Genomic DNA, 21,604 nt, shown 5'->3' on the forward strand with positions numbered 1-21,604 from the left:
CCGTCACAATGCAAGAGTGAACAGGCTGCGTCTCCGGGCCAGCCAAGCGGCAAGGGAGATGGCATCGAGTGAGATGGCATTTTAGCCATAGTTTGTAACCAAAAGTTATCCTGAAGTTGTGAAAAACTGTCTTGCCCGGGCAATCCCCTATCGTTTATGCGGCCAGATCAGTACAATCGCCGCCAATTATCACGCGCCCCCTTTGGCCGATACCGCAAACCACGGTTTCGGCGCACGTCTACCCGGGCCAGGCGCTCCGTATGCTGCTGTCCTCTTATGCCGGATGGACCCTTGCGCTTGCGACCACGACGCCTTTGCGCGGTCGGAACGTGCGCAAACAGGTACTGAACAGGTACTGCCGCACCCTTAGCTACTCTGAATGTTCCGCAGGATAAACCTTTGATCTCTACAGCTAACATCACGATGCAGTTCGGCGCCAAGCCACTGTTCGAAAACGTCTCTGTCAAGTTCGGCGCGGGTAACCGCTACGGTCTGATCGGCGCCAACGGTTGCGGCAAGTCGACCTTCATGAAAATCCTCGGCGGCGACCTCGAGCCGTCCGGTGGCCAGGTCATGCTCGAGCCGAACGTGCGCCTGGGTAAACTTCGCCAGGACCAGTTCGCCTACGAAGAATTCACCGTGATCGATACCGTGATCATGGGTCACGAAGAGCTGTGGAAGGTCAAGGCCGAGCGAGACCGCATCTATTCGCTGCCGGAAATGACCGAAGAAGACGGCATGGCCGTGGCCGAGCTGGAAACCGAATTTGCCGAGATGGACGGCTACACCGCCGAATCCCGCGCCGGTGAACTGCTGTTGGGCCTGGGGATTGGCATCGAACAGCATTTCGGCCCGATGAGCGAAGTGTCGCCAGGCTGGAAACTGCGTGTGCTGCTGGCCCAGGCGCTGTTCTCCGACCCGGAAGTGCTGCTGCTCGACGAGCCGACCAACCACCTGGATATCAACACCATCCGCTGGCTGGAAAACGTGCTGACCCAGCGGTCGAGCCTGATGATCATCATCTCCCACGACCGTCACTTCCTGAACAGTGTCTGCACCCACATGGCGGACCTGGACTACGGCGAGCTGCGCCTGTTCCCGGGCAACTACGACGAGTACATGACCGTGGCGACCCAGTCCCGCGAGCAACTGCTGTCGGACAACGCCAAGAAGAAAGCACAGATTTCCGAGCTGCAGTCGTTCGTCAGCCGGTTCTCGGCCAACGCCTCGAAAGCCAAGCAAGCCACCTCCCGCGCCAAGCAGATCGACAAGATCCAACTGGCCGAGGTCAAGCCATCGAGCCGCGTCAGCCCGTTCATCCGCTTCGAACAGACCAAGAAACTGCACCGCCAGGCGGTCATCGTCGAACGCATGGCCAAGGGTTTCGACGGCAAACCGCTGTTCAAGGACTTCAGCTTCACCGTCGAAGCCGGTGAGCGCGTGGCGATCATTGGCCCGAACGGCATCGGCAAGACTACTTTGCTGCGCACCCTGGTCAATGAACTGGAACCCGATGCCGGCACCGTGAAATGGACCGACGCCGCGGAACTGGGCTACTACGCCCAGGACCATGCCCATGACTTCGAAGACGACGTCAACCTGTTCGACTGGATGGGCCAGTGGACCCAGGGCGGCGAACAGCTGGTTCGTGGCACCTTGGGCCGCATGCTGTTTTCCAACGACGAGATCCTCAAGTCGGTCAAGGTCATTTCCGGTGGTGAACAAGGCCGCATGCTGTTCGGCAAGCTGATCCTGCAGAAGCCGAACGTGCTGGTCATGGACGAACCGACCAACCACTTGGACATGGAATCCATCGAAGCACTGAACCTGGCGCTGGAAAACTATCCGGGCACGCTGATCTTCGTCAGCCATGACCGGGAGTTCGTATCATCCCTGGCCACCCGCATCATCGAACTGAGCGCCGACGGCGTGGTCGATTTCAGCGGCACCTATGACGACTACCTGCGTAGCCAGGGTGTGGTGTTCTAAATAGAGCCCTTAGTGCACGCTGCAAGTGAAAAGCCCTGTCCGTTGTGACAGGGCTTTTTGTATTCCAAGGGTAAAACCTGTGGGAGCGAGCTTGCTCGCGATGAGGTCCTTCCAGGCAACATCACCATCGCCTGAACCACCGCCATCGCGAGCAGGCTCGCTCCCACAGGAATTGTGGCGAACCTGAGTCTTCGCAACCACCCTGGCAAAATGTGGGAGCGAGCCTGCTCGCGATGACGGTGGCACATTCTCCACCGATGCAAACCGTTAGCCTGCTTTCTTTTATCCCCACCTCGCGCCATGATGATGCTCTCTTACCGCTGCCCGCGAACGAGCCACATGCCCACGCCCTCCTCTGCCCCCAGTTCCCTGTCGATCACCCTGCAGATCGTCTCCATCGTTTTCTATACCTTCATCGCCTTCCTCTGCATCGGCCTGCCGATTGCCGTGCTGCCCGGGTATGTTCACGAACAGCTGGGCTTCAGCGCGGTGGTGGCCGGGTTGACCATCGGCTCACAGTATCTGGCGACCCTGCTCAGCCGCCCCATGGCCGGGCGGTTGTCGGACAGCGTCGGTACCAAGCGGGCGATCGTCTACGGGCTGTCGGGGATTGTGCTCAGCGGCGTGCTGACGCTGATCTCGACCTTGCTGCAAAGTTTTCCGCTACCCAGCCTGTTGATTCTGATCGCTGGCCGCTTGCTGCTCGGCGTGGCCCAGGGACTGATTGGCGTGGGCACCATCAGTTGGTGCATGGGCCAAGTGGGGGTTGAGCACACCGCCCGCTCGATTTCCTGGAACGGCATCGCCTCATACGGGGCCATCGCTATTGGCGCGCCACTGGGGGTGGTGATGGTCAGTGAACTGGGTTTTGCCAGCCTGGGTATTGCGTTGTCGTTGCTGGCGGGGGCTGCGCTGCTGATGATTCGCAACAAGCCGTCGGTGCCGGTCATTCGCGGCGAGCGGTTACCTTTCTGGGCGGTGTTTGCGCGCATTGCGCCGTACGGAGCGGGCCTGAGCCTGGCGTCGATCGGCTATGGCACGCTCACCACGTTCATCACCCTGTTTTACATCAGCCGCGGCTGGACCGGCGCGGCGTGGTGCCTGACGGTTTTCGGCGTCTGCTTCATCCTCGCGCGATTAGTGTTCATTTCCAGCATCGCCCGCTTCGGTGGCTTCAACTCGGCCATTGCCTGCATGAGCATCGAAACCCTCGGACTGGTATTGCTGTGGCTGGCGCCGTCCACCCCGTTCGCCCTGGTCGGTGCCGGACTGGCCGGCTTCGGGCTGTCGCTGGTGTACCCGGCGCTGGGGGTGGAGGCCATCAAGCAAGTGCCGAACACCAGCCGTGGCGCGGGTTTGAGTGCCTATGCGGTGTTCTTTGACCTGGCGCTGGCGATTGCCGGCCCGCTGATGGGGGCGGTGGCATTGAACTTGGGTTATTCGTCGATCTTCTTCTGTGCCGCGTTGCTGTCGGTCACGGGGCTGGGCCTGACTCTGCTGCTGCGTCGCCGGGCCATAAACTCAGCTTATTGATCGTAATACTGTTCATTGCCGTTTTTTGGCTTTTTTGAGAAGACCCGGTATTTCCTTGCTCTGGTGTGTATATCCGTTTCTGCGGTAACGGCTACTTAGGGTTCCGCCCTTACGGCGGGTCACTTTTGAACAGCCCGGAAGCCGGCCCAGTCAAAAGTAACCAAAACGCTCCTGCCCCACCACTCGGTGCCTCGCCTAGGCTCGGCATGCCTGAACGAAGGCATTGCTCCGTGGGCCGCCGCGAAGGGCCATCCATGGCCCAGCGCGGCTAACCCGGCATCCATCCCGGGTTACCCACTGCGCAATACCTTCGTTCAGCCAGCGTGGTTAACGGGGCGCCCGAGATCAACGTCCACCGCGAGGCGGCCTGATAGCCGACCTGGTTCATGGTGGGACCGCGTTTCTCCTGTCGGAGGAGTGTGGGAGCGAGCTTGCTCGCGATGGCGGTGGTTCAGTCACAGGGATGTTGGGTTTGCTGGCCTCATCGCGAGCAAGCTCGCTCCCACAGGTGATCTTGGGCGTTCATAAGTCTTGTGTTCACCACAGGCCCATTGTGGGAGCGAGCCTGCTCGCGATGGCGGTGGTTCAATCACATGGATGTTGGGTTTGCTGGCCTCATCGCGAGCAAGCTCGCTCCCACAGGTGATCTTGGGCGTTCATAAGTCTTGTGTTCACCACAGGCCCATTGTGGGAGCGAGCTTGCTCGCGATGGCGGTGGTTCAATCACATGGATGTTGGGTTTGCTGGCCTCATCGCGAGCAAGCTCGCTCCCACAGATGATCTTGGGTGCTCATAAGTCTTGTGTTCACCACAGGCCCATTGTGGGAGCGAGCCTGCTCGCGATAGCGGTGTCTCAGCCACCTAGATGCCGGCCTGCGTCCTGCTCTTGCTCTTGCTTTGGCTCTTGATCTGGACGCCCCGTTAAACCACGCTGGCCGAACGCAGGCATTGTGGAGTGGGCATCCCGGCATGGATGCCGGGATAGCCGCGCTGGGCCATGGATGGCCCTTCGCGGCGGGCCCACGGAGCAATGCCGGAGTGAGGGCATGCCGAGCCTAGGCGAGGCACCAAGTGGTGGGGCAAAAGCGTTTTGGTTACTTTTGACTGGGCCGGCTTCCGGGCTTTTCAAAAGTGACCCGCTGTAAGAGCCATCCCTTTCAAGGTCTTAGGTAAAATCCCCTGAAGTTTCTATCAGGGATACCAGAACGATGTGGGCCGATGTTCTAGCGCGTTTCGAGAAAAAAGCACCTGCCAGCGTTATGGCCAAATTGGCGCTGGAGCACGCTATTGCCCCTGAGTGGGTCGATCAGGTCTTCGAAGAACATCGGCAACGGCAGTATTCTCGTGAGCTACTGTTCTCGACCATCATCAAGCTGATGTCCCTTGTTTCATTGGGTTTGAAGCCATCCCTGCACGCCGCGGCGCGGCAACTGGAAGATCTTCCTGTCAGCCTGGCGGCCCTCTACGACAAGATCAGTCGTACCGAGCCCGCTCTGTTGCGCGCCCTGGTCACGGGCTGTGCGCAGCGCCTGGCTCCAACCATCAAGGAGTTGGGTTGCACGGCGATGCTGCCGGATTGGCAGGTTCGGGTGGTGGACGGTAATCACTTGGCATCCACTGAGAAACGACTGGGGGCTTTACGCCACGAGCGCGGCGCCGCTCGGCCCGGGTTTTCGGTGGTTGTCTACGACCCCGACCTGGATCAAGTCATCGACCTGCAGGCATGTGAAGATGCCTACGCAAGCGAGCGTGTTTGCGTGCTGCCTCTCTTGGCCGATGCCGAGCCGGGCCAGGTGTGGCTGGCTGATCGACTCTATTGCACGCTCCCGGTCATGGAGGCTTGCGAACAGGTCAAAACCTCCTTTGTCATTCGTCAACAAGCCAAGCATCCACGCTTGATTCAAGAGGGGCATTGGCAGGAACCCGTGCCTGTGGACGCGGGCACTGTGCGTGAGCAGATCATTCAGGTCAGAGGCGGTTATCAGTGTCGGCGTGTCGAACTGACGCTTCATTCGCCAACAGACTCGGGTGACAGCAGCTTGATGTTCTGGAGCAACCTGCCTGAAAGCGTCAGCGCGCAGCAGATCGCGGAACTCTATCGCCGCCGCTGGAGCATTGAAGGCATGTTCCAGCGACTGGAAACAATCCTGGAAAGTGAAATCGAAACCCTTGGTAGCCCAAAGGCTGCATTGCTCGGGTTCGCTACTGCGGTGTTGGCCTACAACGTCCTGGCCGTACTCAAACGAAGCGTCGAGCAAGCCCATCAGGCTTCCCAGCCTGACGGCTGGGAAGCCTCAACCTATCACTTGGCGGTTCAGGTCCGGAGTGGTTATGAAGGCCTGCAAATTGCGCTGCCCTCGGAATGTTTTCCCGTCATACCTCTGGAAAAACTGGCCCAGCGCTTGTTGGAACTGGCCAGAAACATCCAACCAAAACAAGTTGCGAAAAATCCCCGGGGCCCCAAGGTGCCTAAACCCAAAACATGGGTGCAAGGCACTGCGGTGCATGCACATGTTTCAACGGACCGGGTAATCAAGGCCGCCAAAACGAAAAGACCTTGAAAGGGATGGCCGTAAGGGCGGAACCGCCAGCAGCCGTTACCGCAGCAACGGATATACACACCACCCTAATTGATCGGCCATCCTTATTGATCAGCCGTCCTCATCCCCGCCCGGGTCGGCTTGCCCAAGGCCTCGCCAAAGAAGCGCCCGGCCTCGGAAATCATAGTGCGGTGGATGTCCTTGCGATCGACCCCGTCGGCATCGGTACAGAGCGCGGGCATCGCGGCGATCTGCTCGTCGGTGCACGGCGCCAGGAAGACAAAATGACCAGCACCGGCCAAGGTCTTGAAATCCGGCGCTGTGGGCAGCTTGCGAGCCAACGCGGCGGCGTTCTTGTCGAAGGCCACGAGTTTGTCGCCATCGCCGCTGTACAACAGCACCGGCACATGGACATCGGCCAGGGTATGACGGCCGAATTTCAGGCTCAACGGCGCCATCAGCAGCAGTGCCCGAACCCTGGGGTCAGCCACAGGTTGCAGGTCATCGCGGTCGGCGATCAGCTCGCCCTGGGTGTTGCAGGCGTCATGGTCGTCCGGCCGCTCCACGCAGTAGCGGCGCAGGCGATTGAGGTCCGGCGTCGCACCGGACAGGATCAGTGCGGTCTCGCCACCGGCCGAATAGCCGATCACCCCGACCTGCCCGGCGTTGACGAACGGCGACAGCATCGGGTCATTGAGGGTTGCGGTGATGGCTTCGGAAATCTGGATCGGCCGTCCGTACAGGTTGCTCAGGGTGCCAAGCCGGCTGTGATCCTGGGCATTGTCGCCGGGATGAATCACCGCCACCACGACAAACCCCTTGCGCGCCAACGAGGTGGCCAGGTCATGCAGGGCCAGCGGCGTACCGGTATTGCCATGGGACAGCATCAACAGCGGAAAGCGGCCGATGGCGATCTTGGCGTCTGGCGCGGCATCGATCTGGTAGCCACCCAGCAGGCTGGATTGCTCGCGGTCGGTGGACGGATAAAAGGCGATGGCGTGCATCGGCTGCTGATCCAGCGGATCGAGAAAGCTGAGCTCATGGAAACCGGCGCTCCAATGCGGATGCGGCCCCGGCGCGGCCTGCACTGAAGCGAAACTGGCAAACAAGCAAAACAGCAGCGCTGCACCAAAACGTGTCATCGAATCTTCCACCTTCACCAGCGCCCGGGAAGGCCCCGTCGCTCGCCGTCTTGGCCGTGCATAACCTGCGCCAGAATCCCCCGACGCCGAATGCAGCAAAACCCTGCATCCCGGCCATCCAATGACGACGAGAATACAGGGTTTTACGAAGGTTGCCCGAAGCGCTTGGTGCCTTTACGCAGATTTTAGGCAACGGCGAATTGCTGGCTGATTTTCGACTTGGCTTCGCGCATGCCCTTGGTGTGCAAGTCATCCCCTTTGTTCAGCCCTTCGGCACGAACGATTTCGATGTCGCTAATGCCCAGGAAGCCGAACATGAATGTCAGGTAGTCTTCATGACCCACGCCACTCGGCTTGCCGGCATGCAACCCGCCAGCCGTGGAAACGATCACCAGCTTCTTGCCACCACACAATCCTTCATAGCCTGAATCACCATAGCGGAATGTCTGGCCAGCAACGGCAATGCGGTCAATCCAGGCCTTGAGCTGGGTCGGAATGCTGAAGTTGTACATCGGCGCGGCGATGACCAGCGCATCCGCCGCCTGGAACTCTGCCATTGTCTCGGCGCTAAGGTCCGCTTCGTATTTGAGCGCGGCGTCGCGCAATTCAGCGCTGGTACCGGCGGCAACCAACGTCTGGGCGGAAAAATGGCTGATGGCGTCGGCGGCCAGGTCACGGTAAGTGACGGTGATGCCTGGCTCGGCAGCTTTCCAGGCTTCAACCACTTCACGGCTCAATTGGCGAGAAGCGGAGTTGTCGCCGAGGATGCTCGAATCGATGTGCAGCAGTTTCATATCAGTGCTCTCCAAATGAGGACCGCAACCAGGCGATCAATTGGCGACAATCCTATATATGAAGCCAATGATCGATAAGTCCGCATAAATGCGATAGTTTGTCCCACTGACAGGACAATCGAGCTCACCATGCAAGACCTCAATGACTTGTACTACTTCGCCAAAGTCGTCGAAGCCGGCGGTTTCGCGGCGGCCGGGCGTTTGCTGGGCGTTCCCAAGTCGCGGTTGTCGCGGCGTATCGCCGAGCTGGAAGAACGCCTCGGCGCCCGGTTGCTCCAGCGCACCACCCGCCAGTTGAAATTGACCGCGGTCGGCGAACCTTATCTGCGCCATTGCCAGGCCATGTTGCTGGAGGCCGAGATGGCCGACGAAGCGGTGGCGAGCATGTCCAGCGAGCCCCGCGGCCGATTGCGGGTATCGAGCCCGGTGGGCCTGGCCCACCAGTTCCTGCCGGTGGTGATCGAAACCTTCCTGGCGAAATACCCCTTGGTGCAATTGGAAATGACCCTGCTCAACCGCCGGGTGGACCTGATCGGCGAAGGCATCGACGTGGCGTTGCGCGTGCGCGACCTGGGGGACGAAGACCCGCTGTTGATGACCCGGCGTTTGCGCCGGGCACGCCTGATGCTGGTCGCCAGCCCGGCCTTCGTCGAAGGACGACGGGTCGAAACCCCGGATGATCTCAAGCCCTTGCCGGTGCTAGGGGCGCTGGAAGCCGATCGCCTGGTGCATCTGCGTCTGGTCAAGGCCGATGGGCAGCAGGTCGAGCTGAGCCTGGAAGCCCGCCTGGGCATCGACGACTTCATTGTGCGCCGGGCCTGCACCCTCGCCGGCCTGGGTTTCACTTTATTGCCGAGCATGTATTGCGAGCAGGAATTGCGCGACGGCACACTGGTGGAACTGCTGCCTGGATGGTCGTTGCCCGACGGCTGGCTCCAGGCGGTCTACCCGCATCGGCGCGGCATGCTGCCGGCGGTGCGCGCCTGGATCGATCATTTGGTGGAAGCCTTCGAGGGCTGTGGAGAAAGAACGCTATGAGTTTGAGCGAAGAGGATGTCGCGCAGTTTTGCCTGGGCTTGCCCGGTGCCAGGGAAGACTACAAATGGGGCGGCGTGCGGGTGTTTTCCATAGCCGGGAACAAGATGTTCGCCCTGCAGGGCCTGCGGGGCGACTCGTTGGCGTTCAAGGTCGACAAGGACCTGTTCCTGGGTCATTGCGACCGCCCGGGCATTCATCCCGCGCCTTACCTGGCACGGGCCCAGTGGGTCATCATGCAGGTGCCCTACCCGCTGGGGGCCGAAGAACTGCGCAATTTGCTGCGCCGCTCTCATCAATTGGTGGTCAGCAAGTTGCCCAAGCGTACCCAGGTTGGGTTATTGCTGTAGTGGCGGCAGCGACTGAACCACCGCTATCGCGAGCAAGCTCGCTCCCACGCTAGGACAACGCCAACAGATAACCGCCCAGGAACAACTGGTCGATCCAGAACACCTGGTGCAACAGCACGATGAACCAGAACACCACTTGAAACGAGACTTTGCGGGTCTTGTGGCGAAACACCTGCTGGGCCAGCAAGGCGCCAGGCCAACCGCCGGCCAGCTCCAGTGCATGTAGCACGTTCTCGGGGGTGCGCCAGGCGTCGGCGCGCGCCTTGCGCTTGTCGCTCCAGTACAGCAGGAACGCCACCACGCTGACGACGCCATAGGCCGCCATCGGCACCCACGACACCGCCCTCAGCCCGAACAGCAGCGCGCCGAACAGCGGCAAGGCACAGAGCAGCGCAAACACCATCAGTTTGAGCCGCAGGTGCTGCACGGTGCCTTCAGCATTGTGCCCTGCACGTTTGCGGTTGCCTGAATCGTTCATGGCTTGGCGGCGGCCCAGTCCACCCAGCCGAACTGCCAGGTGGCCAGGATCAACAGGCCAAAGGCGATGCGATACCAGGCGAACACGGCGTAGCTGTGACTGGCGATGAACCGCAGCAGGCCCTTGACCGCGATCATGGCGAAAATGAACGCCGTGACGAAACCAATGGCGAACACCGGGAAATCCGCCGGGACGAACAGTTCGCGGTACTTGTAGCCCGAGTAGACGGCCGCGCCGACCATGGTGGGCATCGCCAGGAAGAACGAAAACTCGGTAGCGGTTTTACGCGACAGGCCGAACAGCAAGCCACCAATGATGGTCGCGCCGGAACGGGACGTGCCCGGGATCATCGCAATGCACTGGGCCAGGCCGACCTTCAACGCGTCCTTCCAGGAGATCTCGTCCACCGTTTCGGCGTGCACCTGGTGCTGGCGCTTTTCGGCCCAGAGCATCACCAGGCCACCCACCACCAGCGCGGCGGCGACGGTGATCGGGTTGAATAGATAGTGGTGGATCCAGTCGGCAAGCAGCACGCCCAGGACTACGGCGGGCATGAAAGCGATCAGCAGATTGGCGGTAAACCGGCGGGCGCCGGGTTGCGTCGGCAGGCCCAGTACCACGTCGAAGATCTTGCGCCGAAACTCCCAGACCACCGCGAGGATCGCGCCAAGCTGAATGATGATGTTGAATGCCATCGCTCGTTCGCCACCGAACTCGAGCAAGTCGGCGACAATGATCTGGTGCCCAGTGCTGGAAATCGGCAGAAATTCCGTCAAGCCTTCCACTACGCCAAGAATCAGTGCCGAAAAGGCGGTCCACAAATCCATTAATCCCCCAAAGAAGACGCTGTTCATGCAGGTCTTATCAATATTCAAGTGTCAAGCAGGTACACGCAGCGGCAGCACGATAACCGCGACCTTTCAAAAAAAACCAATGAAACATCAGAACAGGCTCAGGTTTTGCGCTGCGGGGCCGAAATCCTATCAGACAAGCCCTGATAACGCTGCCGCGTTATGACCCAGGTCAATCATGGATAGCCGCCAGGCGCTAAAGTGCCGGCCGTCGTTAATGACAAGAATAAGAAACCGGAGTGACAGCGTATGAATAGCTTGCGCAGTGTGTCGATCAGCCGACGCTTGTGGCTCATCCTGGTCGTGGCCATCGTGATGTTGTTCACGCTCGGCGCCTTTATGCTCAAGCAGATCCACACGGACCTGTATCAGGCCAAGGTGCAGAAGACCCAGCATGTGGTGCAGACCGCCAGTGGTGTACTGAGCTACTACCATGGGTTGGAAACCGCCGGCACCCTGACCCGCGAGGCAGCGCAGAAGCAAGCCCTCAGCGCCGTGCGAGGCCTGCGCTATGACCAGAGCGACTACTTCTGGATCAACGACCTGACGCCGGTCATGGTCATGCACCCGACCAACCCGAAGCTTGAAGGCCAGAACCTCTCGGCGATCCGCGACCCGAACGGTTTTGCGCTGTTCAACGAGATGGTCGCCATCGCCAAGGCCAAGGGTGCCGGGATCATCGATTACCTCTGGCCCAAGCCGGGCGCCGAAGCGCCGGTCGCCAAGACCTCCTACGTCAAACTGTTCGAACCGTGGGGCTGGATCATCGGTTCCGGCGTGTACGTGGACGACGTCCAGGCAGAATTCCAATCCCAGTTGATCAAGGCTTCGCTGATTGGCCTGGCGATCACCCTGGTCATGGGCCTTCTGCTGACTCTGATCGTGCGCAGCATCGTCCGTCCGCTTCAAGAAACCGTCAACGCCATGGCCAACATCGCCAGCGGCGAGAGCGATCTGACGCGCACCCTCGACACCCACGGCCAGGACGAAGTCACGCAACTGGCCCGGCATTTCAACGCGTTTACCGCCAAATTGCGCCAGGTGGTGAGCCAGTTGCAGGCCTCGGCCAGCGAGCTGGGGCAATCTTCCAGCGAATTGGGCAACGACGCGGCTCAAGCTCAGGAACGCAGCCAGCAACAGTCGCAACAAATGGAATTGGTGGCCACCGCGATCAACGAAGTGACCTATGGCGTGCAAGACGTGGCCAAGAACGCCGAGCACGCGGCCAGTGAGATGCGCGACGCCGAATCCCAGGCCCAGCAAGGCCAGGTCAACATCGATGGCAGCTTGCAGCAGATCGACCGCCTGTCCCAGACCATCGACCAGGCGGTGGAAGTGATTCGCACCCTGGCGAGTGAAAGCACCCAGATCGGCAGTGTGCTGGAGGTCATTCGCTCCATCGCCGAACAAACCAACCTGTTGGCCCTCAACGCCGCGATCGAAGCCGCCCGCGCCGGCGAGCAAGGTCGGGGCTTTGCGGTGGTCGCCGATGAAGTGCGGCTGCTGGCCCAGCGCACGCAAAAGTCCACCGCGGAGATCCAGGCGATGATCGAGCGCCTGCAAACCCATTCCGAAGCCGCTGTGAAAGTCATCGGCGACAGCAGCCGTGCCTCGCAACTGACCATCGAACAGGCGGGCCTGGCCGGTGCCAGCCTCAACGCCATCGGCCAGGCCCTGCGCAACCTCAACAGCCTGAACGCCTCCATCGCCAGCGCGACCCTGCAACAGGCCCATGTGGTGGAAGACATCAACCAGAACGTCACCCAGGCCGCCGGACTGTCCCACAGCACCGCCATGGCCGCCGAGCAATCCAGCCAGGCCAGCAGCCGCCTCAAGGCACTGAGTGAACAGTTGAACGGGTTGCTCAAGCAATTCCGAGTGTGAGGGTTGTGCAGGGCCTCTCTGCTGGGGGCGATGCTCAGTTAAAGCTGTTGTGATTTATTGTGGCGAGGGAGCTTGCTCCCGCTGGGCTGCGTAGCGGCCCCCTTTTTTGTGAGCGCTTCGCGCTCAAGCGGGAGCAAGCTCCCTCGCCACGGACTCGACTTGCTCTCCAGCTACGCAACATCTCTCTGCGGCAGCGAGCCTGCTCGCGATAGCGGCGCCCCATTCAACATTGGTATTGGAGCTCTCCACGCCATAGCGTTTACAATCGCCGCCCTCTTCTCTTTCCCCAAGGAACCGCCATGTCCGGGCTTGAACTGTTTGCCGCAGCCCTCGGCGTGATCGCTGTCTGGTTGACCGTCAAGCAGAACCCCTGGTGCTGGCCGATCGGCCTGGTCATGGTGTTGCTGTACAGCTGGATTTTTTTCGAGGTGAAGTTGTACTCGGACATGCTGCTGCAGGTTGTCTACGCGGTGCTGCAACTCTACGGTTGGTGGCAATGGACCCGTGCCGGGCGCAATCACGACGGGCGCCAGGTCAGCCGCCTCGGTGGGCCATCGGTGTTGCTCGGCCTGGCCATCGGCGCGGTGGGTAGCTTGCTGTTGGGTGCCGCCATGGCCCACTGGACCGACGCCGCCCAGCCCTGGCTCGACGCCGCGCTCACGGGGTTCAGCCTCGTGGCCCAGTGGTGGATGGCGCAAAAACGCGTGCAATGCTGGCCGCTGTGGATCGCCCTGGACGTGATCTTCGTTGGCCTGTTCATTTACAAAGGCTTGCACCTGACCGCCGCGCTCTACGCCCTGTTCACCCTGCTGGCCGTGCAAGGCTGGCGGGAATGGCGCGCCGACCCGGCCCTGCGCGCATGAAGGTGGTGGTCCTGACCGGCCCGGAATCCAGCGGCAAGAGCTGGCTGGCGGCGCAATTGCAGGAACACTTCGGTGGCGTGCGGGTGGATGAGTACGTGCGCCACTTCATGGAACAGACCCAACGCGATACCTGCCTGGCCGACATCACCGACATCGCCTCCGGCCAACTGGCCTGGGAAGACACGGCACGTGCCCAGCGGCCGGCGCTGTTGATCCTCGACACCCACCTGTTGAGCAACATCCTCTGGAGCCAGACCCTGTTCGGCGATTGCCCGCAGTGGCTCGAGCCGGCGCTGCTGGCCCGTCATTACGACCTGCACCTGTTGTTGAGCCCGGAGCAGGTCGAATGGACCGGCGACGGTTTGCGTTGCCAGCCCGAGCTGGCAGAGCGGCTGACGTTTTTCCAGGCGATCGAGACTTGGCTGAGCCGACATCGGCAACCTTTCCAGGTCATTCAGGGCAACTGGGTGCAACGCCGGCAGCAAGTGTTTGCAGCCGTTACCCAACTGCTTGAAGCCTGACCGCCGCTTGATTTGTTTCACTTCTGAAACAGCGCACTCGCGGCAAACCCACACTGACCCCCGCTTCATGTTCTTGTCATCAAGACTGTCAAGCTGCTGAAACACCCGCCCAAAAGCCTGGATCCAGAGCTCTGCAATGGCTGGTGGCCATTTGACCGTCATGTGCCTTGTCTCAACGCTGAAACAGGTTCGCTCCCCGACGTCCCATGTCTGAATCCAACCCATTGAATTACCGGGTATTTCAAAACACGGCACAACACCTGCTCGTCCCTACTTCGCAACGCTGGACCAGGGCCAGCCCACCGAAGAAGGAATCGATGCCGTGGGGACTTTCGAAAGAAGTTTGACCTGTCTGCTCATGATCGGCTGCGCCGCCAGCGCAACGCTCAGCCTGCCAGCACAGGCCGAGGGCAACGGCGTCATTGTGCTCAGCCGTGATGTACAACCCATCGCAATCGGTCGCAACGGCGGCAAAGATCCCTACCCCACCACCGTCAATGCCAACCCCTCCGAACGAATCAACCAGGCGACCGCCAGCACCGAACTGAGCGACGGCGAGTTCGCCAGCGTGGCCAGCGGCTCGTCGATCCGCAACATCGTCACCCCGAATACGGGCGTGCAGGGCCTGAATGTGGTCACCAACCCCAACGGCATGCCGGGCATGAATGCCGGTCACGGTGGCGGTAGTGGGGGTGCGATCTCCGGCACCATCAACCGCTCGTTGAGTTCCGGCCTGGCCCCGCTGGGTCGGCTGGCGGGAGGCCAGTGACATGAAGCCCGTCCTGTTTCTACTCACCCTGCTCATGCTTTCCCTGCTCAGCTCTTTCACCGTATTTGCCGATTCGGGTGTCGCGGTGGTCAGCAGCGCCAACCTGCAGGATTCCGGCAGCCATTACACCGGCAACTTCAACGTCAACCAGGCAGCGGGCGACCGGACCCAGCAAACCAACACCCGGGCCATCGCCATTGGCAACAACGCCCAGGCCAGCACCCACGTGCAGCAACGTGTCGACACGCCGGCCAACCCTTCCATGAACGCCACCGCCCGCATCGGTGGCCACTCCTTCAGCAACGGCAACGGTGTGCTGGGCGTCAACCAGTCCGCCGGGGCCAACAACCAGATGGCCAATGTCATGCGGGTGGGCATCAGTGCCCATCCGCAGAGCATGGATGACAGCGCCCTGTCTCAACAGAACGTGGCGTTGCTACCGAACTCAGGAGCAACTGGCGCCCCAACCGGCAGTCGCCAGGTCGTTACCAGCGACCAGGCCTTCACCGGCAGCCGAGGGGTAATCCAGGTGAACCAGAGCGCCGGGGTGGGGAACCGCATGGCTAACACCCTGAGCATCCGGGTCGCTGATTGACCCGGGGCTACATAAGAAAGTACTGACACTTAACCAACGACACGCAAGGAGAAACACCATGAAACCTACAATGGCACTCAAACCATTGGTTTTCGCTCTCGCCGCTGTCATGGCAATGGCTGCGCAGGCCGACGGCAACGGGCGTGGCAACGGCCACGGTAACGGCCACGGCAATCAAGGCCCAAGAGGTCCGTCGTTCGAGCAACTGCTCTCGATCACCGCTGGGGCGGGCGCGGCCGTGCTGGATGTGCAGAACAGCGACGGCAACGTCGTGACCAACCAGGCCACCCGCAACACCGCTGAAGCCACTGACTCGCTCAATGGCAGCAACGGCAACATGGGCGCCAACATCGCGGCCGGCGACGGTAACCAGCAAGACAACGCCGCCGCCCTGGCCACCGCTGACGAGAGCTTCATCTTCGGTTCGGCTGTCGCGGTCTCCAGCGCCACGCAAGTCAATAACAACAACTACGTCAAAAACAACTCCACGCAAAACAATGCCTCGCTCACCAATGCCGGCAACAGTGGCTCCGGTAACATCGGCATCAACGTGACCGCCGGCAACTTCAACCAGCAGAAAAACAACCTGGCCATTGCCGTATCGGGTGGCCGTGTCGCAGAAGCCGCCGCTTCGGCCGATCAGTCTTCTACCGGCCTTGTGGTCGACAACAAGGGCGTACGGACTTACAAAACCGACACGCTCACCAGCACCTACGCCGCTGCTGGCACGTTCAAGGCCAAGGGCACCGGCACCGTCGAAGAGGACAATCATGGCGGCTGGGGCAACAGAGGCGGTAACGGTGGTCACGATGACGACAAGTTCAAGTTCTCCGCCGTGGGGTCCTTCGAACTGGCCGGCAGCAACACCCAGCAGGTGTTGACCCGCGACGGTTGGAAAAACCCTGTGATCAACAACGCCACCATGACCAACTCCATGAACGGCTTCTCCGGTAACGGCGGCGCCAACGTGTCGGCGGGCGTGGGCAACCAGCAAAGCAACTCGCTGTCCATCGCGGCCGGCTGCAGGGCTTGCATGTAAGCGCGCATGAAACGAAGCCCCGGCAACAGCAATGCTGTTCACCTAGGGTTGGGATGAGTCTTGTGGCGAGGGAGCGTGCTCCCGCTTGAGTGCATCGCACTCACAAAAAGGGGGCCGCTTCGCAGCCCCTGCGGGAGCAAGCTTCCTCGCCACGGACTCATTTCAACGTTTTACATGAAGAGTGTGGCTCGGAAACGGGGCTTTTTTTCCCGGATGTCCACTAGGCGTATCGATCATGCGTGTCACTGCCGTTTCCCTGCTGCTCTGCCTGGCCTGCATGGCCGAAGCGGCGCAGATGCCCGTCGCCGCCCTGCCTGGCGGCATGCTGGTCTACAAACCGGTGCAAAGCGTACGCGAACGCAAGTTCAGCGACATCGTCGAGCAGAAAACCGATTTCAGTTGCGGCGCCGCCGCGCTGGCCACGGTACTGCGCCAAGCCTATTGGCTTGACGTCGATGAAGAGCACGTCATCAAAGGCATGCTGGTCAATGCCGACCAGGACCTGGTTCGCACCCAGGGGTTTTCCATGCTGGACATGAAGCGCTACGTGGAGACCATCGGCATGCGCGCCCGAGGCTACCGGATACCGCCAGAGAAACTCGAAGCGGTGACGATTCCGGTGGTGGTCCTGATGGAAATACGCGGCTACAAGCACTTCGTGGTGTTGCAGCGGGCCGACAAGCAATGGGTCTACATCGGCGACCCGGTGCTGGGCCACAAGCGTTACTCCCACGATGAGTTCGTCAAAGGCTGGAACGGCATCGTCTTCGCGATCGTCGGCCCGGGCTATGACAAGACCAATGCGCTACGCAGCCCTCCTCAACCCCTGACAGCCCGTAACAAGCTGGACGGTTTCAACCCGGTCAGGGATGCGGAACTGATGGATTTCGGCTTCATACAGAGCGACTTTTTCTAATCGCCGACCACTGCCAACAATAAGTACAAAAAGGAGCAGGACGCTCCGGGAGCAGCACATGAAAACCTCACACTGGCTGTCGCTGGCCTGCCTGCTCGCGACCGCCTCGGGCTATGCCCATGCCGGCTTCAAACCCATCGAAGTCAAGGACCAGGAGCTCGCCGAGCTGCGCGGTCGTTATGTCATGCCCGGCCGAGTCATCAGCTTCGGCATCGTCATGAGCAGTACCTGGCGCAACGCCAGCGGTGACTTGATCGGCGCCACCAGCACCATGCAGATCCAGGCCGCCACCGTCAAACCCGAGTTCTATGTCTCCACCATCAAGCAAACCGGCACTGGCAGCGTCCCGGAACAGGGCAGCGGCAACATCACCGGTGGTGCCGGCCTTGGTACGAGCCAGGGCGTGACCCAGAGCGTGCGCGCCGCCGGCGACGGCAACACGGCCTACAACAACGTCAACATCAATGTGAAGGAAAGTAACCAGGCGCCGGCGCTCGTCCCTTCCCAGGGCCAACTATTGACCAAGGGCCAGACCATCAGCGGCAGCAACGCCGCCGGCAGCGTCGCGGTCACCGCCACCGGCAACGGCGTGCAAATGGCGATCCAGGCCAGCCATAACCAGGGCGGTACCCTGCAACAAGTGGCCCAGGGCGGCTTGCTGCAAAACACTCGCCTGCTGGGCAATAGCAACCTGGTCAACAACATGACGCAGCTCAACGTGGTGCTGAACAATAACGGCCCCAGTGCCGGGGCATTGGACTGCAACCTGACCCAACTGCGCGGCCTCCGTAACCTCGGTTATTGAACTACGCTGATTTCCGACCATTGGGCAAATAGGGACGGCATATTTCATGTATCGATCCGTATCGTTGCGCGCTGTGATGTGTTTAAGCACGTTGTTCCCGACGGCCGTGTTACAGGCAGCCCCGGATGCCGATATCGAGGCCCTGAAACAGGAGCTTCTCGAGCTCAAGCAACGATACGAGGTCCAGCAAAAGGCCCTGGCGGTGCTCGAACAACGGGTTCGCCAGGTGGAGGACCAACCCGCCGCGCCGCAACCCAAGCGCCTGGCCAAATCCCCGGCCGACATGAAAGGCAACCAGAGCGTGGCCGGCGCTGGCGCGGCAACAGCCGGCGGCAGCGGCTACGGGCAATCCCTGGCCGATGATTCCCAGCCGGCCCAGAGTGTGTCCAATCTCTATGACGAGGCCAGCGGTTTCTTCGGTGGTGGCAAGTTCAGTTTCGAGACCGGCGTGACCTATTCGCGCTACGACACCCGCCAACTGATCCTCAACGGCTTCCTGGCCCTGGATTCGATTTTCCTGGGTAACATCAACCTCGACCGGATCAAGGCCGACACCTGGACGCTGGACCTCACCGGCCGCTACAACTTCGATAATCGCTGGCAGTTCGACCTCAACGTGCCGGTGGTCTACCGCGAATCCACGTACCAGTCGGGCGGCGCCAATCAAGGCGCGGCCGGGGTCACCAGCGAAGAAACCGTGACCCGCGACCCGACCATCGGCGACGTCAACTTCGGTATCGCCTACAAGTTCATGGATGAGTCGATCAACTCCCCGGACGCGGTGGTCACCCTGCGGGTCAAGGCCCCCACCGGCAAGGACCCGTTTGGTATCAAGCTGCGCCAATCCCAGGCCAACACCAACCTGTTCGTACCTGACGACCTGCCCACCGGCAACGGCGTGTGGTCGATCACGCCCGGGCTCTCGCTGGTCAAGACTTTCGACCCGGCCGTGCTGTTCGGCACCCTGTCCTACACCCATAACCTCGAAGAGTCGTTCGACGACATCAGCTCCACGGTCAACCAGAAGGTGCCGGGCAAGGTACGGATCGGCGACAGCTTCCAGATCGGCGCGGGCATTGCCTTTGCCTTGAACGAGAAGATGAGCATGTCGTTCTCGGTCTCTGACCTGATCCAGAAGAAAAGCAAGCTCAAACAGGACGGTGGCGACTGGGAGTCGGTGACCTCCAGCGACGCCAACGCCGGTTACTTCAACATCGGCATGACCGTCGCCGCGTCCGACAACCTGACCATCGTGCCCAACCTGTCCATCGGGCTGACCGACGATGCGCCGGATTTCACCTTTAGCCTGAAATTCCCGTATTACTTCTGATGCCTTCAGGGATAGGTGATAAGCACCTATCCCTGAAGGCACTGCAAAACAACCCCCCTGTGGGAGCGAGCTTGCTCGCGATAGCGGTCTTCCATTCCGTGCTGACTGAAAGGGCCTCATCGCGAGCAAGCTCGCTCCCACAATGGGTTGTGTAGGCAGTTCTAGCGAATCTGATGCTTGTGCAGCAGACGATAGAACGTCGGCCGGGACACGCCCAGCACCCGGGCGGCCACGCTGAGGTTGTCGCTGTGCCGGTTGAGCACATCGCTCAGGGCCTGGCGCTCGGCGCGGGTTTTGTAATCCTCCAGCGTGCCCATCGGCGCCACGACGCCTTGGTGGCTGGCCAGGCCGAGGTCCCGGGCTTCGATTTGCCGCCCTTCGGCCAGTACCAGCCCGCGACGGACGCGGTTGGCCAGCTCCCGCACGTTGCCGGGCCAGTCATGCATGCCCATCGCCACCAAGGCATCTTCGCTGAAGCTGCGGGGGCGGCGGCCGGTTTCCTGGCTGTAGAAATGGGAAAAGTGGCTGGCCAGCATCGCCAGGTCGCCATGGCGCTCACGCAAGGGCGCCATCGCCACTTGCAGCACGTTCAGGCGGTAGTAGAGATCCTCGCGAAAACGCTTTTGCTCAATGGCCGCCTCAAGGTCCACATGGGTGGCTGCCAAGACTCGCACATCGACCGCAATCGGCTGGCTGCCACCGACCCGTTCAATGTGTTTTTCCTGAAGAAAACGCAGCAGGTTGGCTTGCAGTTCCAACGGCAGGTCGCCAATTTCATCGAGAAACAGCGTGCCCCCGTGGGCCGCCTCGATCCGTCCGATCTTGCGCTGGTGAGCGCCGGTAAACGCACCCTTTTCATGCCCGAACAGCTCGGATTGGATCAGGTGTTCCGGAATGGCGCCGCAGTTGATGGCAATGAACGGCTTGTTGCGCCGGTGAGACTGGCAATGCAGGGTGCGCGCCACCAGTTCCTTGCCGGTGCCGCTCTCGCCGCGAATCAACACCGGCGACTCGGCCGGCGCCAACTTGCTCAACAACTTGCGCAGTTCGCGGATCGGCTTGCTGTCGCCCAGCAGTTCATGTTCGGGCTGATCAATGTGAATCGAACCCTGCCCCCGCAAGCGCGCCATGCCAAACGCCCGGCCCAGCGTCACCTGGACTCTGGACACGTCGAAGGGCAAGGTATGGAAGTCGAAAAACCATTCGCAAACAAAATCACCGACGTTTTGCAGGCGCAGCACTTCCTGGCTGAGCACGGCGATCCATTCGGTGCCGCTACGGCTGATCAACTCCTTGACCGCTTCCGGACGCTCCAGGTGAAAAGGCTGCAAGCGCAACAGGCCGACGTCACAGCTCCTGTCGCCGGCGTGTTCGAGGGCGCAACTGTCCACATCCCAACCAATGCTGCGCAGACCTGGCAACAGGCGATGACAATCGTCGCAGGGATCAACCACGAGCAGACGACGCGACGTACTGGCTTCGATCATGACTGATCCTTGGCGCCAAAATAAAGAAATATGAGTAGAAACAGTCGTTTGGCAAACCTGCCTGTAACAGTAGCAAGAAGTTGACGCGCCCTTGTATCAATTGATTATCGAGATCGCCTCAAACTGGTTATAAGCGAGCGTTTCGTTAGTTGTCCCGGGCGCTTTTCTTTCATGACGCTTTCAAACAAAAGTCCAAAAGCCTGGTCTGAAAGAAAATCGAAATTTATTTGAATAATGTGTGACCCGCCTGCGGGTTCGGGACATCAGTACAAGTAACCAGCCGCACGGTACGCCCAACCGACGGCACATCATTTGTTTGGGCACACTAAAGAGAAAATGCCATGAACGCCCCGCTCCGTATCAACGAAGCTCTTTTGATTGCCGACCGCGCATTCCGTCCTTTCCAATGCGTGGCCTGGGCTCCACAAGACGGTAACGGCGAACTTAGCCTGACCGTCATCGACCGCACCAATACCCATATTGGCCGCACTCAGATTCCAAGCAGCGCCTATACCGACCCGGTCCAACTGGCCGATCTGTTGAAACAGGCCCGTGCCGAATTGAGCCAGGAAGGCTACACCTTGCAATCCTGGTCTATGCCTGAATAAAACGCCGGTAGAGCCTGTTATCGATTGCAGGCTTGGCATTGGGTTGTAAAGCCATTGTTATGGCACGCATCGCCC

General features: G+C 60.6%; 20 protein-coding genes. 15 read left to right on the forward strand and 5 right to left on the reverse strand.

All coding sequences use genetic code 11. From position 1 onward, the window contains the following. Nucleotides 1-399: 399 nt before the first annotated feature. The 3 genes from AC515T_RS16075 to AC515T_RS16085 all read left to right on the forward strand — a co-directional run bounded on the left by AC515T_RS16075 (nt 400) and on the right by AC515T_RS16085 (nt 6,083). Nucleotides 400-1,989, forward strand: a complete 1,590-nt coding sequence (locus AC515T_RS16075) for an ABC-F family ATPase (protein ID WP_003181279.1) — start codon at nt 400-402, stop codon at nt 1,987-1,989. 339 nt (nt 1,990-2,328) lie between these two features. Further along, a complete protein-coding gene (locus AC515T_RS16080) occupies nt 2,329-3,522 on the forward strand; it encodes an MFS transporter (RefSeq protein ID WP_496529119.1) in 1,194 nt (397 codons plus the stop codon). Between the two features lie 1,259 nt (nt 3,523-4,781). Continuing rightward, nucleotides 4,782-6,083 (forward strand): IS4 family transposase, encoded by a 1,302-nt coding sequence (locus AC515T_RS16085; protein ID WP_496529120.1) that lies wholly within the window; start codon nt 4,782-4,784, stop codon nt 6,081-6,083. Between the two features lie 83 nt (nt 6,084-6,166). Here AC515T_RS16085 and AC515T_RS16090 read toward each other — a convergent pair whose 3' ends face one another. Then, nucleotides 6,167-7,204, reverse strand: a complete 1,038-nt coding sequence (locus AC515T_RS16090; RefSeq protein ID WP_496529121.1) for an alpha/beta hydrolase family protein — start codon at nt 7,202-7,204, stop codon at nt 6,167-6,169. 185 nt (nt 7,205-7,389) lie between these two features. Next, nucleotides 7,390-7,998, reverse strand: coding sequence for an FMN-dependent NADH-azoreductase (locus AC515T_RS16095; RefSeq protein WP_496529122.1), 609 nt, complete (start codon nt 7,996-7,998; stop codon nt 7,390-7,392). Between the two features lie 129 nt (nt 7,999-8,127). Here AC515T_RS16095 and AC515T_RS16100 point away from each other — a divergent pair, with 129 nt between their 5' ends. Continuing rightward, nucleotides 8,128-9,036 carry a LysR substrate-binding domain-containing protein gene (locus AC515T_RS16100; RefSeq protein ID WP_496529123.1) on the forward strand — a complete coding sequence of 303 codons (909 nt, stop codon included), beginning with the start codon at nt 8,128-8,130 and terminating at the stop codon, nt 9,034-9,036. Further along, nucleotides 9,033-9,383 carry an MmcQ/YjbR family DNA-binding protein gene (locus AC515T_RS16105; protein WP_496529124.1) on the forward strand — a complete coding sequence of 117 codons (351 nt, stop codon included), beginning with the start codon at nt 9,033-9,035 and terminating at the stop codon, nt 9,381-9,383. The genes AC515T_RS16100 and AC515T_RS16105 overlap by 4 nt, the downstream gene beginning before the upstream one ends. Before the next feature lie 49 nt (nt 9,384-9,432). Here AC515T_RS16105 and AC515T_RS16110 read toward each other — a convergent pair whose 3' ends face one another. Then, complete coding sequence (locus AC515T_RS16110) at nt 9,433-9,861, reverse strand: DUF1294 domain-containing protein (RefSeq protein WP_496529125.1); 429 nt, start codon at nt 9,859-9,861, stop codon at nt 9,433-9,435. Continuing rightward, nucleotides 9,858-10,688 carry an undecaprenyl-diphosphate phosphatase gene (locus AC515T_RS16115; protein ID WP_496529126.1) on the reverse strand — a complete coding sequence of 277 codons (831 nt, stop codon included), beginning with the start codon at nt 10,686-10,688 and terminating at the stop codon, nt 9,858-9,860. Before AC515T_RS16115 ends, AC515T_RS16110 begins: the two co-directional genes overlap by 4 nt. Before the next feature lie 273 nt (nt 10,689-10,961). On the opposite strand from AC515T_RS16115, the gene AC515T_RS16120 reads away from it, so the two are divergent. From AC515T_RS16120 to fapF, 9 genes are all read left to right on the forward strand, one after another. After that, on the forward strand, nt 10,962-12,596 hold the full coding sequence (locus tag AC515T_RS16120) for a methyl-accepting chemotaxis protein (RefSeq protein ID WP_496529127.1): 1,635 nt from the start codon (nt 10,962-10,964) through the stop codon (nt 12,594-12,596). 299 nt (nt 12,597-12,895) lie between these two features. Then, on the forward strand, nt 12,896-13,459 hold the full coding sequence (gene pnuC / locus AC515T_RS16125) for a nicotinamide riboside transporter PnuC (RefSeq protein ID WP_122565495.1): 564 nt from the start codon (nt 12,896-12,898) through the stop codon (nt 13,457-13,459). Continuing rightward, nucleotides 13,456-13,980, forward strand: a complete 525-nt coding sequence (locus tag AC515T_RS16130) for an AAA family ATPase (protein ID WP_496533146.1) — start codon at nt 13,456-13,458, stop codon at nt 13,978-13,980. The genes pnuC and AC515T_RS16130 overlap by 4 nt, the downstream gene beginning before the upstream one ends. Before the next feature lie 322 nt (nt 13,981-14,302). Next, complete coding sequence (gene fapA / locus AC515T_RS16135) at nt 14,303-14,749, forward strand: functional amyloid chaperone FapA (RefSeq protein WP_496529128.1); 447 nt, start codon at nt 14,303-14,305, stop codon at nt 14,747-14,749. 1 nt (nt 14,750) lies between these two features. Beyond that, the gene (gene fapB, locus AC515T_RS16140; RefSeq protein WP_496529129.1) at nt 14,751-15,344 is read left to right on the forward strand and encodes a fibril amyloid subunit FapB; all 594 of its coding nucleotides are present in this window, start codon (nt 14,751-14,753) and stop codon (nt 15,342-15,344) included. A gap of 58 nt (nt 15,345-15,402) precedes the next feature. Next, nucleotides 15,403-16,383 (forward strand): amyloid-like fimbrin subunit FapC, encoded by a 981-nt coding sequence (gene fapC / locus AC515T_RS16145; protein ID WP_496529130.1) that lies wholly within the window; start codon nt 15,403-15,405, stop codon nt 16,381-16,383. Nucleotides 16,384-16,618: 235 nt separating this feature from the next. Then, the gene (fapD, locus tag AC515T_RS16150; RefSeq protein ID WP_496529131.1) at nt 16,619-17,299 is read left to right on the forward strand and encodes a fibril amyloid maturation endopeptidase FapD; all 681 of its coding nucleotides are present in this window, start codon (nt 16,619-16,621) and stop codon (nt 17,297-17,299) included. Nucleotides 17,300-17,357: 58 nt separating this feature from the next. Next, nucleotides 17,358-18,104 (forward strand): fibril amyloid subunit FapE, encoded by a 747-nt coding sequence (gene fapE, locus AC515T_RS16155; RefSeq protein ID WP_496529132.1) that lies wholly within the window; start codon nt 17,358-17,360, stop codon nt 18,102-18,104. Nucleotides 18,105-18,150: 46 nt separating this feature from the next. Beyond that, nucleotides 18,151-19,434, forward strand: a complete 1,284-nt coding sequence (gene fapF / locus AC515T_RS16160; protein WP_496529133.1) for a fibril amyloid transporter FapF — start codon at nt 18,151-18,153, stop codon at nt 19,432-19,434. A 161-nt stretch (nt 19,435-19,595) separates the two neighbouring features. Here the strand turns inward: fapF and AC515T_RS16165 are convergent, their stop codons facing one another. Next, nucleotides 19,596-20,921: a sigma-54 dependent transcriptional regulator gene (locus AC515T_RS16165; RefSeq protein WP_496529134.1), complete on the reverse strand. Its 1,326-nt coding sequence runs from the start codon at nt 20,919-20,921 to the stop codon at nt 19,596-19,598. Nucleotides 20,922-21,262: 341 nt separating this feature from the next. On the opposite strand from AC515T_RS16165, the gene AC515T_RS16170 reads away from it, so the two are divergent. After that, nucleotides 21,263-21,529 carry a hypothetical protein gene (locus AC515T_RS16170; protein ID WP_013693488.1) on the forward strand — a complete coding sequence of 89 codons (267 nt, stop codon included), beginning with the start codon at nt 21,263-21,265 and terminating at the stop codon, nt 21,527-21,529. Nucleotides 21,530-21,604 lie beyond the last annotated feature (75 nt).

This window comes from Pseudomonas sp. FSO-7 (assembly GCF_059579345.1).

Bases quoted from the DNA above. Each gene is read 5' to 3' on its own strand.
- AC515T_RS16100 (WP_496529123.1), top strand. From the start codon at position 8,128: ATGCAAGACCTCAATGACTTGTACTACTTCGCCAAAGTCGTCGAAGCC.
- AC515T_RS16105 (WP_496529124.1), top strand. From the start codon at position 9,033: ATGAGTTTGAGCGAAGAGGATGTCGCGCAGTTTTGCCTGGGCTTGCCC.
- AC515T_RS16170 (WP_013693488.1), top strand. From the start codon at position 21,263: ATGAACGCCCCGCTCCGTATCAACGAAGCTCTTTTGATTGCCGACCGC.
- fapD (WP_496529131.1), top strand. From the start codon at position 16,619: ATGCGTGTCACTGCCGTTTCCCTGCTGCTCTGCCTGGCCTGCATGGCC.
- fapE (WP_496529132.1), top strand. From the start codon at position 17,358: ATGAAAACCTCACACTGGCTGTCGCTGGCCTGCCTGCTCGCGACCGCC.
- AC515T_RS16115 (WP_496529126.1), bottom strand. From the start codon at position 10,688: ATGGATTTGTGGACCGCCTTTTCGGCACTGATTCTTGGCGTAGTGGAA.
- pnuC (WP_122565495.1), top strand. From the start codon at position 12,896: ATGTCCGGGCTTGAACTGTTTGCCGCAGCCCTCGGCGTGATCGCTGTC.
- AC515T_RS16130 (WP_496533146.1), top strand. From the start codon at position 13,456: ATGAAGGTGGTGGTCCTGACCGGCCCGGAATCCAGCGGCAAGAGCTGG.
- AC515T_RS16085 (WP_496529120.1), top strand. From the start codon at position 4,782: ATGGCCAAATTGGCGCTGGAGCACGCTATTGCCCCTGAGTGGGTCGAT.
- AC515T_RS16090 (WP_496529121.1), bottom strand. From the start codon at position 7,204: ATGACACGTTTTGGTGCAGCGCTGCTGTTTTGCTTGTTTGCCAGTTTC.
- AC515T_RS16165 (WP_496529134.1), bottom strand. From the start codon at position 20,921: ATGATCGAAGCCAGTACGTCGCGTCGTCTGCTCGTGGTTGATCCCTGC.
- AC515T_RS16080 (WP_496529119.1), top strand. From the start codon at position 2,329: ATGCCCACGCCCTCCTCTGCCCCCAGTTCCCTGTCGATCACCCTGCAG.
- AC515T_RS16110 (WP_496529125.1), bottom strand. From the start codon at position 9,861: ATGAACGATTCAGGCAACCGCAAACGTGCAGGGCACAATGCTGAAGGC.
- AC515T_RS16120 (WP_496529127.1), top strand. From the start codon at position 10,962: ATGAATAGCTTGCGCAGTGTGTCGATCAGCCGACGCTTGTGGCTCATC.
- fapC (WP_496529130.1), top strand. From the start codon at position 15,403: ATGAAACCTACAATGGCACTCAAACCATTGGTTTTCGCTCTCGCCGCT.
- AC515T_RS16095 (WP_496529122.1), bottom strand. From the start codon at position 7,998: ATGAAACTGCTGCACATCGATTCGAGCATCCTCGGCGACAACTCCGCT.
- fapF (WP_496529133.1), top strand. From the start codon at position 18,151: ATGTATCGATCCGTATCGTTGCGCGCTGTGATGTGTTTAAGCACGTTG.
- fapB (WP_496529129.1), top strand. From the start codon at position 14,751: ATGAAGCCCGTCCTGTTTCTACTCACCCTGCTCATGCTTTCCCTGCTC.